The sequence below is a fragment of the Ahrensia sp. 13_GOM-1096m genome (assembly GCF_000620605.1).
GTDB lineage: Bacteria > Pseudomonadota > Alphaproteobacteria > Rhizobiales > Rhizobiaceae > Ahrensia > Ahrensia kielensis.
In genome coordinates, this window is record NZ_JIAX01000009.1 from 24,739 (window position 1) to 40,453 (window position 15,715).

Sequence of the window (15,715 nt, forward strand, 5' to 3'; positions counted from 1 at the left end):
ATTGGTTTGTCAGCCTTGATCTGTCAGCAATTTCGAAACAAAGATAAGTCATGCGCCCTTCTATTCTCGATCCATTGTTTGCACCCGTTACCACGCTTGAGGGCATTGGTAATAAAGTGGCTATTCTTTTGGGCAATCTGCTGGGTAACAGTGGAGAGCTTAATGTGCCGCGCGTAAGTGCCTTGGCATTTCATTTGCCGCACTCTTTGATTGACCGCCGCTCGCGCCCGGGCATTGCCTTTGCTGGCGGCGGCATCGTTACGCTTGCGCTTTATATTGACCGGCACCAGCCCACACCGCGCGGTCAGCCGCGTGTGCCATACCGTGTTTTTGGACATGATGAGACAGGCGAAATCAGCCTCACGTTTTTCAGAGCAAAAGGCAATTGGCTGGAAAATGCGCTGCCTGTTGGTGAAAGAGTCATCGTGTCTGGCCGTGTGGAATGGTTCAATGGTCGCGCTTCTATGGTGCATCCAGACTATATGGTGCTTGAAAGTAAATCGCATGAATTGCCATTAGTTGAGCCAATATATGGACTTACGGCTGGTCTTTCATCTAAAGTGTTACGAAAAGCTGTGACGCAATCTGTAGAACGCGTACCAGAAATGCCCGAATGGATTGACCCAACTCTTCTGGCGCGTGAACAGTTTCCGCCATTTAAGCAAGCACTTGAGACATTGCATAATCCTGATTCGGAGGCTGATCTTGCGCTGGATACTTTGCCGCGTCAGCGCCTTGCTTATGATGAATTGCTGGCAGGACAGCTCGCGTTGGCTTTGGTTCGCAAAACGATGAAGCGCAGTGCCGGACGTAAATTGGCTGGCGACAACACCATAAATCAGCGCGTTCTTGAGGCATTTCATTATCCGCTTACCGGTGCGCAAAAACGGTCAATTGATGAAATCAAAAAGGATATGGCGTCTGACGAGCGCATGCTTCGCTTGCTGCAAGGTGATGTTGGTAGCGGCAAAACGATTGTGGCTTTATCTGCGCTTAGCACTGCCGTTGAAGCGGGCACGCAAGGAGCTTTGATGGCACCAACTGAAGTGCTGGCGCGCCAACACTTTGCGACGATTAAGCCGATTGCAGAGCGTGCAGGCTTGCGCGTCGACCTGCTCACGGGCCGCGAAAAAGGTGTCGTGCGCCGCGATTTGTTGGCTGCGCTGGCTGCTGGCGAGCTTGATATTCTCATTGGAACCCATGCGATTTTTCAAGAAGGTGTTGTTTTTAAAGACCTTGGCCTTGCCGTTGTGGATGAGCAGCACCGTTTTGGCGTTCACCAACGCCTGCTCTTGGCGTCTAAAGGGCAAGCAACGGACATGCTGGTTATGACAGCAACACCGATACCGCGCACATTGGTTCTTACGCATTACGGCGATATGGATGTTTCACGGCTTGATGAAAAACCTGTTGGCCGCAAGCCGATTAAGACGGTTGCGCTGCCGCTTGGCCGGATTGAAGAAATTACCACCCGTATGGGCGATGCGATCAAAGAGGGACAAAAAATCTATTGGATTTGCCCTCTTGTGGAAGAAAATGACGATCTGGATCTGACTTCAGTGGAGCAACGGCACAAAGAACTGAGTAGCCGCTTTGGCGGCGATGTTGGACTTGTTCATGGGCAAATGAAGGGTGCAGAAAAAGACGCTGCAATGGCTGCGTTTAAATCTGGCGAAACGCGTATTCTTGTTGCAACAACGGTTATTGAAGTTGGCGTTGATGTGCCTGATGCAACGATTATTGTGATTGAACATGCGGAACGCTTTGGCCTGTCGCAATTGCACCAGCTGCGCGGCCGTGTTGGCCGCGGCGATCAAGATTCCAGCTGTTTGTTACTCTACAAAGATCCGCTCGGCGAAACATCGCGTGCACGCCTAGAAGTGATGCGGCAAACCGAAGATGGGTTTCGCATTGCTGAAGAGGATTTGCAGCTTCGCGGCGAAGGTGAAGTTTTGGGCACACGGCAGTCCGGAATGGCAGGTTTTCGCTTGGCACGAATGGAAGCGCATGGACATCTTTTGGAGATCGCACGCGACGATGCGCGGCTGATAATCCACAATGATCCAAAGCTGGAAACGCAGCGCGGCCAAGCGCTACGCACCCTGCTCTATTTGTTTGAGCGCGATAGCGCGATCCGGCTTTTGCAAGCAGGTTAGGTTTTCTTTGATGCTTCTTTCATCGCTTTGATACGCGCGCGTAATTTTACAGCCAGACCCAGTTTGGTTTCTTGACGTGCGCGGCCAAAACCAACGGCATCTACTGGAATATCATTCGTGATGACCGAACCTGACGCGATATAGGCATTGTCGCCGATTGTTAATGGCGCTACCAATGAGGAGTTGGAGCCGATAAATGCGCCCGAACCAATCGTCGTCTTGGCCTTATTCATGCCGTCATAATTGCAGGTAATTGTGCCTGCGCCGATATTTGCGCCAGCACCAATAGAGGCATCACCAATATAAGTTAGATGATTGACCTTCGCCCCTTCGGCAATGTCAGCATTTTTAACTTCGCAGAAATTGCCAACCTTAGCCTTTTCGCTCAAATTTGCCCCAGGCCGGAGGCGCGCAAAAGGTCCAACTTCGGCATTTGTGCCAATTTGAGCACCTTCCAGATGGCTAAAGGCACGAATCCTTGCGCCTTTATCAATGCTTACTTTCGGCCCGAAAAACACATTAGGTTCGATCACAACACCAGATTCGATTTTAGTGTCATGATGGAAGAAAACAGTATGCGGAGCGGTCATGCTGACCCCGTCTAGCAAATGTTTCTCGCGTATGCGCTCTTGCCAAATTTGCTCAACATTGGCCAGTTCTACGCGATTATTAACGCCAAGCACATCTTCTTCAGATGCAATCATTGCTTCAACATGCAGCCCTTGAGCATTGGCAACAGCAACAGCATCGGTCAGATAAAATTCACCCTTGGCATTTTTATTGTCGATCTTATCCAGCAGCCCGCCAAGTTTGCGGCCGTTAAATGCCATCAGCCCGCCATTGCAGAACGTAATTGCACGTTCAGCTTCATTGGCTTCTTTTTCTTCGACAATAGCGGTTAACTGACCCTCTTTGACAACCAAACGGCCATAACCGAATGGATTATCCGTTTCAAAGCCGATCACAACGACGTCGGCACCAGCTTTTAGTTTTTCACGTGCGTCAGCCAGTGTTTCAGGTTTTACCAATGGCGTATCGCCAAACATAGCGATGACATCATCAAAGCCTTCATCAATAACGCTGCGCGCTGCATCAACGGCATTGGCGGTGCCTAATTGTTCTTTCTGGATACATGTTTGCGCGTCCACACCGTGCGACTTCAGCGCCTCGTCAAGCAGTTCTGCGCCGTGCCCTGTCACAACCGCCAGCCTGTCCGTACCAGCTGTTTTTGCAGCATTGATCGCATGCATAACCATTGGTAGACCGCCAACAGGATGAAGCACTTTTGGCAAATCGGATTTCATGCGCGTACCCTTGCCTGCTGCAAGGATGATTGTGAGGCATTTTCGCGTCATATGGACGGCTCCATCGGTCGGATAGTCAATTATGACCATCATTTATAGGTGCGCCTTGATTTCATGGCAGGACACATAGCGCAAGATATGGCTTGAAGAATATTGTGTTGCGTGAGATTGCGCTAGAATGAGCACACAGTCTTCTTCAAATTGGTTCCCGATCATCGTGATGATCCTTGCGCCGGTTGCTTTCTCAACGAATCTTATTTTCGGGCGTTATGTTGCACCGGAATCGGACCCTTTTATATTGGCATTTATTCGCTGGGCGTGCGTTGCGATTATTCTTTTGCCATTTGCTATTAAAAGCGGCGGTGCGCAAATGGTGCGTTTAATGCGAACTGAGTGGCCCTTCTTCTTGTTTTTGAGCTTTTTGGGCATGGGGATTTCTGGCAGCGGCGTGTATTTAGGCCTTCAATCGACAACCGCGACCAATGCAACGCTGATTTATTCCACAGCGCCGATTCTCATCATTCTGCTAGAGCGTGTGTTTGCGGCACGTAAGTCCAACCCACGTGAAGGCTTGGGAATCGCCGTGGCATTTGTGGGCGTTGTTATTATTGTGGCTAAGGGTAGCTTTAATACGATTGCGCAGTTTGCGTTTAACCCTGGCGATTTGCTGATTGCTTTGGCCGCTTTGTCATGGGCTGGATATTCCATCCTCTATCGCTCTGAGCGCTTTAGCGGAGTTTCCAGTGTTACGCTTTTCGGGATAATCGCTATTTTCGGCGCGATCATCAACTTACCCGTTGCAGCCTATGCTTTTTATACAGGCGCGCAATTGCCTCACTCGGCTTCTGCATGGAGCGCTGTGGCAGGGATTATTGTTATTTCATCTTTGATTGCGTTTTCAGCTTATCAATATGGGGTGCGCGCGCTTGGTGCATCCATTGCCGGATTGTTTATGTATCTGATGACGCCTTACGGCGTGCTGATGGCAGTGATCTTTCTTGGCGAAGAATTGCTACCATTTCACATCATTGGCATTATTTGCGTCATGGTCGGCGTAACAATGGCGACTTTTCCCAAATCCATGCTTGATAAGTTTAAGCGAAAAGCAGCTTAACCAAGGCGTCCGAGCGCTGGAAACTCTTCAAGCAGCCAAAAGGCCATGCTTTGCATGCCGCCGGTCAAGAACAACACGCCGGCAATGATCAGAAGAACGCCCATTACTTTTTCGACCAAACCCATTTTGCTGCGAAAACGGCTCAAGAATCGCATGAATGCGCCAGAGAACAGTGCTGCAATTAAAAACGGGATGCCGAGACCTGCTGAATAGACCGCCAGCAGCATTGCGCCGTCTGCTACGCTGTCCTTTGCGCCTGCGAGCGTAAGGATTGGGCCGAGCACGGGCCCGATGCACGGTGTCCAGCCAAATGCGAAGGCAAGGCCCATAATATAAGACATGAAGGGATTGGCTGGTTTTCCTTGCGCTTGAAACCGTGCTTCGCGCGATAATATCGACAAGCGGAAAACGCCAAGGAAATTCAAGCCCATGATAATGATCACGACACCGGCCGCGATTGCCAGTTCTTGCTGATATGCACGCAAAAAGCCGCCGATCGTGCTGGCCCCTGCTCCAAGCGCCACGAATACGGTTGTAAAGCCTAAAACAAAGGCAAGCGAAGCGGTGATGAGTGCGCCGCGTATGACGATGGCTTTTTTCTCTGCCGCCTCACCGCGAAATTCATCCACAGTAACGCCGGCCATGTAGCACAGATAAGGTGGTACAAGCGGTAAAACGCATGGTGATAGAAATGATAAGGCGCCTGCACCCAGTGCCGTTGCGTAAGAAATGTCCAGTGCCATGCAGCTTAATCCGTGTGATTCTCTAATTTAGGGCTTAAGCGGCTTATTTGGTTTGTTTACAAGGTGGTTAAACCGCGCACCCTTTGAAATTAGGGGCACAAATAGGCTGTAAAACGATCACAAGCCAATCACCATTTCGCGTGTGTGGAAAAATACTGAATTTTTCTACATTTCAACGCAAAAACGCGGTTGACCGCGCGATAATGTATCCCTATACCTCGCGCCGACCAGAAGGATATTTTCTGATTTATCCAATCAAATTTGGTTTCCCTTTTGGGAGCGCGTAGCTCAGTTGGTAGAGCAACTGACTTTTAATCAGTAGGTCCAGGGTTCGAATCCCTGCGCGCTCACCATACTCTCTCATAAAATTACATTGATGAATGTTTGAGTGTTTCCATTGAGTTCGAATGGAATGCTAACGCGTTCTAATGTTTGCTTTGCGGAAACCTCAAATGCGTCCTCAGTAAACCTTTTATGGCTTAATTGTCCATTTTATCCGCGCTTTAGAGTTGTTTTGGCGTCTAGGTAGTAAATATCCCCGCTCAATCTTTTGTTATTAATACTAATACGCGTTATATTTATTCATGCGTTTTAATTCTATGTGTTTATGTTAACTTATATTAAATATAGTTCGAATTAATGCATAATTATATTAATCAGTATTTGATAATTTATATCAAACCTGTTTTATATTTCCGCCTGCGTTTGCGGAGCCTCATGACCACCCAGAAGCTCTACTTAATAGTAAGTACTTGGCATCTCTTAGCGCCATACCTTGCTTCTAAAGCTGCTTAAAAAGCGAAGATGATGGAAGCGTCATGATGGGCGGTCTGCACGCAAATTTTCTTGGGCGGGATATCTGCAGCTAAATAAAAGCGGGAACCACCGACATGATTTTAGTAACAGGCGCAACAGGTAATGTCGGCTCGAAATTAGTGCGGCGGCTGACAGACAAGAACATCGCCTTTAAAGCGCTTACACGCGATCCAGTGGCAGCAAAATCAGCATTTCCTGACGGTACGCAGATTGTAAAAGGGGATTATACAGATTTGGGCAGCCTCAAAGAGGCAACAATGGGTGTTGAGGCTGTCGTCCTCATTTCTCCTGCGCATCCCGATATGGTTGCTCACCAAACAGCTATTATTGATGCCGCGAAAGCCAATGGTGTAAAAGACATCATAAAATTGTCTGTTCTTGGCGCGAATCTTGGCGCGCCTATTCGACTTCCAAAACTTCATGCGCAAATAGAGATCTACGCCCTAGACAAAGGTTTGCGTGTCACAACAATACGTCCCAATCTTTTCATGCAAGCTCTGTTTGGCAATCAGGATAGTATTTCATCGACGGGAAAGATTTATGCCCCTGCAAGTGATGGCGCTATTTCCTTCACAGATGTTCGCGATATTGCCGATGTATTTATCGGCGTGATTCGAAAAGAGGCTTTGCGCGGCCAGATTCACGAAATTACTGGTTCCGAAGCACTGACTTATGCGCAAATCGCCAAGAAGATTGGCAAGGTAGCTCGCCATAATGTTGAGCATGTTGATGTGTCCGAGGACACCGCGCGCCAATCCATGCTGTCTATGGGGATGAACCCATGGGTGATTGAAGCCTTTCTTGAGCTTTTCGGCATTTATCGTGCTGGATATGGCGCTGCTATTCATGCGGACAACATTGCCAAAATAACGGGATCACCTGCCCGTAAATTTGATCAATTCGCGTTCGACTTCAAAGACAAATTTGCACTGCGTGTATAATAAATTCTGGCAAAATGAGCCTTATTATAGGCTCAAAAGTTGCGTAGGCATGATCTCCAACACCATTTAAATCGCGAGATATTCATTTCGTAATTGCTCATTCTCAAGCACGTCTTTAGCAAGGCCATCATATACGAGCGTTCCTGTGTCGAGAATAAGTGCGCGGTCAGCGAGTTTGAGTGCGGCAATGGCATTTTGCTCTACCAGAATGGTTGTCATGCCCTGATCGCGGATAATATTGAGGGTTTTTTCGATCTCCTGCACGATCACGGGTGCAAGGCCTTCGTAAGGCTCATCGAGCAACAACACTTTGATGTCACGGGCTAGCGCGCGCGCAATGGCCAGCATTTGTTGTTCACCGCCAGAAAGCGTTACACCCTCCTGTTTACGGCGTTCACCCAAGCGTGGAAACAGATCATATAGGCGCTCAATCGACCAGCCGATTGGTTCAACAATTTGCGCCAACTGCAAGTTTTCTTCGACAGTCAAGCCGGCAATAATGCGCCGATCTTCTGGCACAAGGCCGATACCGGCAACCGCAGCCTGATGGCTTTTCATCTGGTGCAGTGGTTTATGGTCGAGCCAAATTTCGCCGCGCCGAGCTTCGGGCGAATCGAGCCTTGCTATGGCTCTAAGCGTTGACGTTTTGCCTGCACCATTACGGCCCAGAAGAGCGATAATCTCGCCCTCATGAACGTTAAAGCTCACACCTTGAACGATGTAGCTCTCGCCATAATATGCATGCAGATCGTGAACAGACAGATAGGCTGGCGCCGTTGCAGCATGGTTGGCGTTTTTATCAAATTCCGGCATCGCGTTCATTACCTATAACCTTATTGTCAAATTGAGTGTGTCTGGCTTTAAGCCGCTGTCTCACCCAGATATGCTTCTTTTACTTTTGGATGGCCTTTGATTTTTTCAGGCGTATCCTCAACCAGTGGCCTGCCCTGCGCGAGTACGGTGATGCGCTGTGCAAGCGAGAAAACCACGTGCATATCGTGTTCGATAATTACCATAGTTATGTCGCGGCTGGCTTTGATTTCTTTTAAAAGCTCGATTGTGTTGTTTGTATCGGCGCGTGCCATGCCGGCCGTTGGCTCATCCAGCAGCAAAAGTTTTGGCTCTTGCACAAGACACATCGCCATTTCCAACCGGCGTTTATCACCGCGCGACAATGCACCCGACAAGACATCTTTCTTATCGAGCATATTCACATCATCGAGCATTTTTTTAGCCGTCGCCATGACGTCCGTTTCATTGCCGACGGTGCCAATTGCATTCATTCGAAACGAACCATCGCGTTTTGCAAAACACGGAATAAGCACGTTTTCCAACACGCTTAGATCACTGAAAATTTCAGGTGTCTGAAAGACGCGGCTAATGCCCAACTGGTTGATTTGGTGCGGTTTTAAGCCGAGCACTGGTTGACCATCAAAAGTGACCGAACCTGTGTCTGGTGCTAGTTTTCCAATCAGGCAGTTAAGCAGTGTCGATTTACCGGCCCCGTTTGGACCGATAATCGCGTGAACCGTGTTTTCTTGAATGTCCAGATTAACATCGCCCAGCGCTTGAAGACCGCCGAAGCGTTTATTGACGTTTTTAACTTCGAGAATACCCACGTTAAATCCCCCTATTCGGCTGGTGTTGCTGGAGCGGACAGGCCGCCATTGGTGTCTTTGGGCTTGCGCTTGAACATTGCGCCAATGCGTTGCCCGCCTTCAACAAGACCGCCAGGCAAGAAGATCACGACCATCATGAACATAAGACCTAGAGTGAGGTGCCAGCCCTTACCAATGAATGGGTGAACGATCGTGATGAGTAAATCTTCAAGACCATCTGGCAAAGCTGAGAACCATTGATGCAGAATATTGTCATTGATCTTGGAAAAGATGTTTTCAAAATATTTGATAAAACCTGCGCCAAGCACTGGACCAATCAATGTGCCCGCGCCGCCAAGAATAGTCATCAAGACCACCTCGCCTGATGCGGTCCACTGCATGCGTTCAGCACCTGCAAGTGGATCCATTGCCGATAGAAGCCCGCCAGCCAATCCGGCATACATGCCCGAGATGATAAAAGCTGCAAGCGTATAAGGCTTAGTGTTCAATCCGGTATAAATCATGCGTTGTTGGTTTGACTTCACCGCCCGCAACATCAAGCCGAATGGAGAGCGGAAGATGCGGATAGACAGGTAGAATGCTAAAATCATGATGATCGCGCACATGTAATAGCCAACGTTAAACTGGAAATCCCAGCCGCCAACCGTCAGTGTTTCTGTTGCGCGCATTGGCAAACCGAACAAATGCGGTGCATTTGGCGCGCTGGCTGATTGCAACCATTGCGGATCACTGGCGTAAACTTGCAAACCGGTTTCACCATTGGTGAGGTTAAAGGCCGGATTTGAAAGTACAGAATAAGCAATCGCGAATGACATTTGCGCAAAAGCAAGTGTCAAAATCGAGAAGTAAATGCCTGAACGCCTAAGACTGATAAAGCCGATCGCAACCGAGAATATGCCAGCCATAATGACGGAGAGCAAAATTCCTGGCACAACATTGTAGCTGAGCAGTTTGAACATCCACACACAGCTATATGAGCCAATACCTAAGAACGCAGCGTGACCAAAGGATAGATATCCGGTCAAGCCAAAGAGAATATTGAAGCCGATTGCGAAGATGCCGAAGATAACAAATCGTTGCATCAGGTCTGGGTAACCGGCATTGAACTGCGCCAAGGCACTGTCTGTCGGAAACGGATTTAAGATGAATGGTGCGAATAATGCCAGCACCATGACAATGAGAAGGAGGTTTAGATCCTTTTTATGTAGCCCCAACATGAGCCTATTCCTCCATAACGCCTTTGCGCCCCATGAGACCGCGCGGACGGGTCAAAAGCACAATAATAGCAACGAGATAAATGATAATTTGGTTGATTCCCGGCAGCATATTTGATGCCCAAGTTGTGGACGCAAAACTCTCCAGAATGCCGAGCAGGAAGCCTGCAAGAACGGCGCCCGGCAGTGAGCCCATACCGCCAACCACAACAACAACAAAACTAAGAACCAGAAAGTCCATACCCATATGGTAATTGGGTGAATTGATTGGCGTGTACATAACACCAGCCAGACCTGCGACAGCGGCGGCAATACCAAACATAATGGTGAAGCGCTTATCGATGTTGATGCCCAAAAGGCCAACAGTTTCACGGTCTGCCATGCCTGCGCGCACGACCATTCCAAATGTTGTAAATTGCAAGAAACAAAATACGGATGTGATGAGTACGCCAGCAAAGGCGAAGTAGATCAGACGCCAATATGGATAGATGATCGAGCTGCTTTGCATGCCGATCAAAGCGCCAAAGTCCAATGAGCCTTTAAATGCATCAGGTGCAGGCATTGGAATTGGGTTTGCACCAAAGAAATATTTCACAATTTCCTGTAGGACAATTGCTAAGCCAAATGTCACCAGAATCTGGTCGGCATGCGGCCGCTTATAAAAGTGCTTAATCAGGCCGCGCTCTATCGTAACGCCTATCAAAACCATGATCGGGATGGCGAATATTATTGATAAGGGAACAGACCAATCAATGATCCAAGCGCCAACCTCAGGACCAAACCAATCGCTCACATAAGGCATTTTCACCTTAAGCGGATTGCCTAGAAAATCAGTTTTTGTCTCATCGATTACAACATAGCTGATTTGAAACAGTCTTGATATGGTTACAGCGCAGAATGAGCCGAGCATGAAAAGCGCACCGTGGGCGAAGTTTACAACGCCAAGTGTGCCGAAGATCAAAGTCAAGCCAAGCGCAATAAGTGCATAGGCGCTGCCTTTGTCTAACCCGTTTAATATTTGAATAATGAGGGCGTCCATTGAGAGACCTGTCAAAGTGCTTGTTCAAAAGGGAAAATACAGTTCATCAAGGGGCCGCGCGGAAATATCCACGCGGACCAAAATGTAGAACTCATGGCCTAAGCCATTAAGTCTTATGCGCCTGGGTTACATTTACCCATGTCGCGTCCAGCGAAATCAGGGTGATCCAGTGCATACTCAACTTGAGCACGTGGTGTGATTTCCACAACTTCGAGCAAGTCGAACTCTGATGTTGGGTTTTCTTTACCCTTCACAACGAGAACGTCTTTAAAGCACTGGTGGTCGCCAGCGCGGTAAAGTGTTGCACCATTGCCCATGCCGTCAAACTCAAAGTCTTCCAAAGCTTCAGCAATGCCGCACGGGTTAAATGTGCCCGCACGTTCAGCAGCATCAGCATAAAGAATTGCTTGAACATAACATGTGTGTGCAGCCTGTGATGGCGGGTAGCCAAACTTTTCGCCAAAGGATTTAACGAATGCTTTTGAGCCTTCGTCTGTCAAAGACCAATGCCAGTTGGTTGAGCCAAAAATGCCTTTAGCAGCTTCACCAGCACCACGCGCCATCAGGCGAGAATAAAGTGGTACGATAATTGTGAAGTCTTTGCCGTTAACCTGCTTATCACGAAGGCCGAACTGAACAGCCTGTGTGAGCGAGTTCACCATGTCACCGCCGTAGTGGTTCAAGATGAGCGTATCGGCACCAGAGTTTAGAACGGGTGCGATATAGGATGAGAAATCGCCAGCACCAACGGGGGTTTTAACGGTCTCAACCGTTTCCCAACCAAGAGCCTCGGTATAGGTTTTCATCGAGCTTTCTTGTGAATAGCCCCATGTGTAGTCAGCTGTTAGGTGATACGCTTTACGGTCTTTACCGTAAGCTTTCTCTAAGATTGGGCCTAGCGCCGCACCAGACATTTCAGTGTTGAAGAAGTGGCGGAAACCGTTGGCTTTGCCGTCTTTACCAGTTGTGTCGTTTGAGTGTGTCAAACCAGCCATGAAGATAATGCCGGCTTCTTGGCAAAGACCTTGAACGCCAATCGCAACACCTGAAGATGATCCACCAGTGATCATAACAGCCTTATCTTTTTCGATAAGCGAACGTGCGGATGAACGGGCTGCATCTGTGTTGGTTTGTGTGTCGCCTGTTACATATTGTACTTTTTTGCCGAGAATACCGTTACCTTTGAGGGCTTTTGATGAGAATGTGTTCATCATGCCGCCGTCGCCAACACCGTTTAGATGCTCGACAGCCAACTCATAAGCACGAAGTTCGTCTAAGCCTTCGTCTGCATAGGCACCTGTTTGAGGTACGTTAAAACCGAAAGTAACGGTGCCGCCAGTTGGTGCATTTGTGTAACCTGCCTGCGTTTGTGCAAAAGCAGGTGAAATAATCGTAGGCATTGCCAAACCAGCGCCTGTAGCAGCCGCTGCCTTGATCAATCCACGACGTGTAAATTGAAAATTGGACATATAGTTCCTCCCTATGTTCCGCCATAACCCCTCCCGAGTTACAGCAGGCTAGATTCGTAGCCTTGGATGGAAGAAACCGCATTTCTAAAATAAAATCTATGCGACTTACGTTGTGGTTAGTCGCATTTTAACCACAAAAGTGCCGAATTGCGCCCGATCAGAGAACTGACAAGGCGCAAAATCAGTTAAACGAGCCTGCTTTGTTTCAACGCAGCTTCAATGAAACTGGAGAATAGCGGATGTGGCTCAAATGGGCGTGACTTTAATTCAGGGTGATACTGAACACCGATAAACCAAGGATGCACGTCTGTTGGATATTCGATGGTTTCCGGTAGTAAGCCATCAGGTGACATGCCAGAGAAGATAAGGCCTGCCTCTTCCAACTGCTCTTTAAAGTCCAGATTGACTTCGTAGCGGTGGCGGTGACGTTCGCTCACATCGTTTTTGCCATATATTTCAGCAATATGGCTGCCCTCTTTCAAAGGATGAGGATAGGCACCAAGGCGCATTGTGCCGCCAAGATCGCCAGCTTCTTCACGCTTTTCAAGGCGGTTTCCCTTGAGCCATTCCGTCATGATGCCAACGACATTTGTACCATTTTCATTGGTGTCAAATTCGCTGGAGCGTGCATCTTGAATGCCTGCCAAATTACGCGCAGCTTCAAGCACGGCCATCTGCATGCCGTAACAAATGCCGAAATATGGCACTTTATGCTCGCGTGCAAATTGTGCCGCTTTGATTTTGCCTTCTGCACCCCGTTCGCCAAAACCACCTGGTACGAGAATACCATGCACATTTTCGAGATGCGGAGACGGATCTTCTGATTCGAATACTTCTGATTCGATCCATTCGAGTTTTACACGGGCGCGATTCGCGATGCCGCCATGCGTCAACGCTTCCATCAGCGATTTATAGGCGTCTTTCAGGCCTGTATATTTGCCCACAATAGCAATTGTGACTTCCGCATCAGGGTTGTGAATACGGTCAGATATATCGTTCCAAACATCCATGCGTGGCTGCGGCGCAGGCTCAATGCCAAATGCAGACAGAACTTCTTGGTCAAGTCCCTCTTCATGATAGGCTTTTGGCACATCATAGATGGATTTCACATCAAGCGCCTGAATAACGGCTGATTCGCGCACATTACAGAACAAAGACAATTTACGACGTTCAGACTGCGGAATTTCGCGGTCTGCGCGCACAAGCAAAATATCCGGTGCGATACCAATTGAGCGCAGTTCTTTAACAGAGTGCTGCGTTGGCTTTGTTTTGAGTTCGCCCGCGGCCTGAATCCACGGCATAAGCGTTAGGTGCACATAGACAGCATTGCCGCGTGGCAAATCATTGCCCAGCTGGCGAATGGCTTCCATGAATGGCATCGCCTCAATGTCACCGGCAGTGCCGCCAACTTCGCACAACACAAAATCATAGTCATCATTGCCTGCCAGCACGAAGTCTTTGATTTCATTGGTAACGTGCGGAATAACCTGTACCGTTGCACCAAGATAGTCGCCGCGGCGCTCTTTGGTGATGATATCTTGGTAGATTCGGCCCGTGGTGATGTTGTCTTTCTGATTGGCCGAGCGGCCTGTAAAGCGCTCATAATGACCAAGATCAAGATCGGTTTCAGCCCCGTCATCGGTGACAAAAACCTCACCATGCTGATAGGGCGACATCGTGCCCGGATCGACGTTGAGGTATGGGTCCAGCTTTTTAAGCCGAACGGAATAACCCCGCGCCTGTAAGAGTGCGCCTAAAGCTGCAGCTGCAATACCTTTTCCAAGGGAAGAAACCACGCCACCAGTAATAAAAACATATCGTGCCATGGGAGTTAACGCTTAAAATGGTTTGTGTTGTTTGGCAAAGAAAAAATCAATTCTCAAAAAAAATGCCGGTGGAAAACCGGCATTTAAAAAAGTGTTTCGTGAAAATTATTCCGTTGGTACGGAGGAACCGCCTTCAGGAGCTGTTTGTGCGCCGCCAAGTTGATCAAGAATGCCGCCCTCTGTCGGGACACCACTTTGTGATTCAATTGGTGAATTACCAATACGGTCCAAAATATCTGTTGGGTTCGTGCCGTAACGGCCAACCACGCCCAATGCTACAGACGTAAAGAAAAACGCTGCGCCAAGGATTGCAGTTGTGCGGGTTAGCGTATCAGCTGCGCCGCGTGCGCTCATCATGCCGCCGCCACCGCCGCCGCCAATGCCTAGACCGCCGCCTTCAGAACGCTGAAGGAGTACAACGATCACCAGCGCGATAACGACGATCAGGTGAATGACTATAAGGACGTTTTCCATAAACTTATTCCGTTAGATTTCCGGCGCGTCCATACATGCTATATCCAAGCATGCCAAGGCGTAGCGGTAAGATTTATCGCAGATTGCGCTGACTTAACTGTTTGGTACTGCGTCACAGATGGCTAGAAAATCATCAGATTTCAAGCTCGCACCGCCAATTAGACCGCCATTGACGTTCTTTGTACGCAGAATTTCGGCTGCATTGGAAGGTTTTAGTGAGCCGCCATACAAAATGCGCATGTTTTCGCCTTCAACGCCGTAACGTTCTGACAATTTTTGTCTTATGTGCGCATGCATGTCTTCAATGTCGTGGTTTGACGGCACTAAGCCAGTTCCAATGGCCCATACTGGTTCGTAAGCAATAATTGTGTTTTGGCTGTTTGCATCTTTAGACATTGAGCCTTCTAGCTGCGTGCTGACGATTTCCATCGCCCGGCCCTCTTCGCGCTCTTGGCGTGTTTCTCCCACACAAATAATCGCGCACATGCCTGTTTCATAGGCCGCCAAAGACTTCTTAAGCACGTCCGTATTTGTTTCATCATGGTCAGCCCGGCGTTCAGAATGGCCCAATATAACATGGCTTGCGCCTGCATCTTTGAGCATGTCAGCCGAAATGTCGCCGGTATGTGCGCCGGATTGTTCAAAGTGACAATCTTGTCCACCGAGTAAAAGCGATGTGCCGTTGCATAGCCGCGTTCCGCGCTCAAGCATCGTTGCTGGCAAGCAAATCAGACCATCAAGTTTATCGGTATGTTTGCTTACACCCTCAGCAATTGTGCGTAATGCGGTTAGCCCGCTGGTGACGCCGTTCATTTTCCAATTGCCTGCAATGAGTGGTTTTGGAGTAGTAGCCATCTTTATTTTCATCCAATTATGGGCATTATTTTGCCTGTTTAGCGCAATTTATTGATAGCTAGCGTGTTTGTGATCAGCTTTAAAGCCCGAACCTCCTTGCTTCTGGCGCAAAGCATTCATAAAAGCATTGAACCAAATCAATTCG

At 48.6% G+C, this 15,715-nt stretch carries 13 protein-coding genes and 1 tRNA gene; 4 read left to right on the top strand and 10 right to left on the bottom strand.

Annotated elements, in window-relative coordinates:
• Positions 1–50: 50 nt before the first annotated feature.
• A complete protein-coding gene (recG, locus tag N530_RS0104000; RefSeq protein ID WP_026479662.1) occupies positions 51–2,156 on the top strand; it encodes an ATP-dependent DNA helicase RecG in 2,106 nt (701 codons plus the stop codon).
• Here the strand turns inward: recG and glmU are convergent.
• Positions 2,153–3,553 (bottom strand): bifunctional UDP-N-acetylglucosamine diphosphorylase/glucosamine-1-phosphate N-acetyltransferase GlmU, encoded by a 1,401-nt coding sequence (gene glmU, locus N530_RS0104005; RefSeq protein ID WP_202899016.1) that lies wholly within the window; start codon positions 3,551–3,553, stop codon positions 2,153–2,155. The two genes, recG and glmU, sit on opposite strands and share 4 nt — an antisense overlap.
• Positions 3,554–3,638: 85 nt before the next feature.
• Here glmU and N530_RS17385 point away from each other — a divergent pair, with 85 nt between their 5' ends.
• Positions 3,639–4,574 (top strand): DMT family transporter, encoded by a 936-nt coding sequence (locus tag N530_RS17385; protein WP_051540750.1) that lies wholly within the window; start codon positions 3,639–3,641, stop codon positions 4,572–4,574.
• Here the strand turns inward: N530_RS17385 and N530_RS0104015 are convergent.
• Positions 4,571–5,317, bottom strand: a complete 747-nt coding sequence (locus tag N530_RS0104015) for a cytochrome c biogenesis CcdA family protein (protein ID WP_026479664.1) — start codon at positions 5,315–5,317, stop codon at positions 4,571–4,573. The genes N530_RS17385 and N530_RS0104015 overlap by 4 nt on opposite strands.
• Before the next feature lie 277 nt (positions 5,318–5,594).
• Here N530_RS0104015 and N530_RS0104020 point away from each other — a divergent pair.
• Together N530_RS0104020 and N530_RS0104025 are read left to right on the top strand one after the other, a co-directional pair.
• A tRNA-Lys gene (locus N530_RS0104020) sits at positions 5,595–5,670 on the top strand.
• 537 nt (positions 5,671–6,207) lie between these two features.
• Complete coding sequence (locus N530_RS0104025; protein WP_026479665.1) at positions 6,208–7,074, top strand: SDR family oxidoreductase; 867 nt, start codon at positions 6,208–6,210, stop codon at positions 7,072–7,074.
• Positions 7,075–7,140: 66 nt separating this feature from the next.
• Here the strand turns inward: N530_RS0104025 and N530_RS0104030 are convergent, their stop codons facing one another.
• From N530_RS0104030 to tpiA, 8 genes are all read right to left on the bottom strand, one after another.
• Entirely contained in the window at positions 7,141–7,896 is a 756-nt protein-coding gene (locus N530_RS0104030; protein ID WP_018687832.1) for an ABC transporter ATP-binding protein, read from the bottom strand.
• Between the two features lie 38 nt (positions 7,897–7,934).
• Positions 7,935–8,693: an ABC transporter ATP-binding protein gene (locus N530_RS0104035; protein ID WP_026479666.1), complete on the bottom strand. Its 759-nt coding sequence runs from the start codon at positions 8,691–8,693 to the stop codon at positions 7,935–7,937.
• Positions 8,694–8,704: 11 nt separating this feature from the next.
• Entirely contained in the window at positions 8,705–9,910 is a 1,206-nt protein-coding gene (locus tag N530_RS0104040; protein ID WP_026479667.1) for a branched-chain amino acid ABC transporter permease, read from the bottom strand.
• A gap of 4 nt (positions 9,911–9,914) precedes the next feature.
• Complete coding sequence (locus N530_RS0104045; protein ID WP_026479668.1) at positions 9,915–10,946, bottom strand: branched-chain amino acid ABC transporter permease; 1,032 nt, start codon at positions 10,944–10,946, stop codon at positions 9,915–9,917.
• Positions 10,947–11,059: 113 nt separating this feature from the next.
• The gene (locus tag N530_RS0104050) at positions 11,060–12,415 is read right to left on the bottom strand and encodes a substrate-binding protein (RefSeq protein ID WP_018687828.1); all 1,356 of its coding nucleotides are present in this window, start codon (positions 12,413–12,415) and stop codon (positions 11,060–11,062) included.
• A gap of 185 nt (positions 12,416–12,600) precedes the next feature.
• Positions 12,601–14,241 carry a CTP synthase gene (locus N530_RS0104055; RefSeq protein WP_026479669.1) on the bottom strand — a complete coding sequence of 547 codons (1,641 nt, stop codon included), beginning with the start codon at positions 14,239–14,241 and terminating at the stop codon, positions 12,601–12,603.
• Between the two features lie 105 nt (positions 14,242–14,346).
• Positions 14,347–14,715 (bottom strand): preprotein translocase subunit SecG, encoded by a 369-nt coding sequence (gene secG, locus N530_RS17390; RefSeq protein WP_035266375.1) that lies wholly within the window; start codon positions 14,713–14,715, stop codon positions 14,347–14,349.
• A gap of 93 nt (positions 14,716–14,808) precedes the next feature.
• Entirely contained in the window at positions 14,809–15,570 is a 762-nt protein-coding gene (gene tpiA, locus N530_RS0104065) for a triose-phosphate isomerase (protein ID WP_026479670.1), read from the bottom strand.
• Positions 15,571–15,715 lie beyond the last annotated feature (145 nt).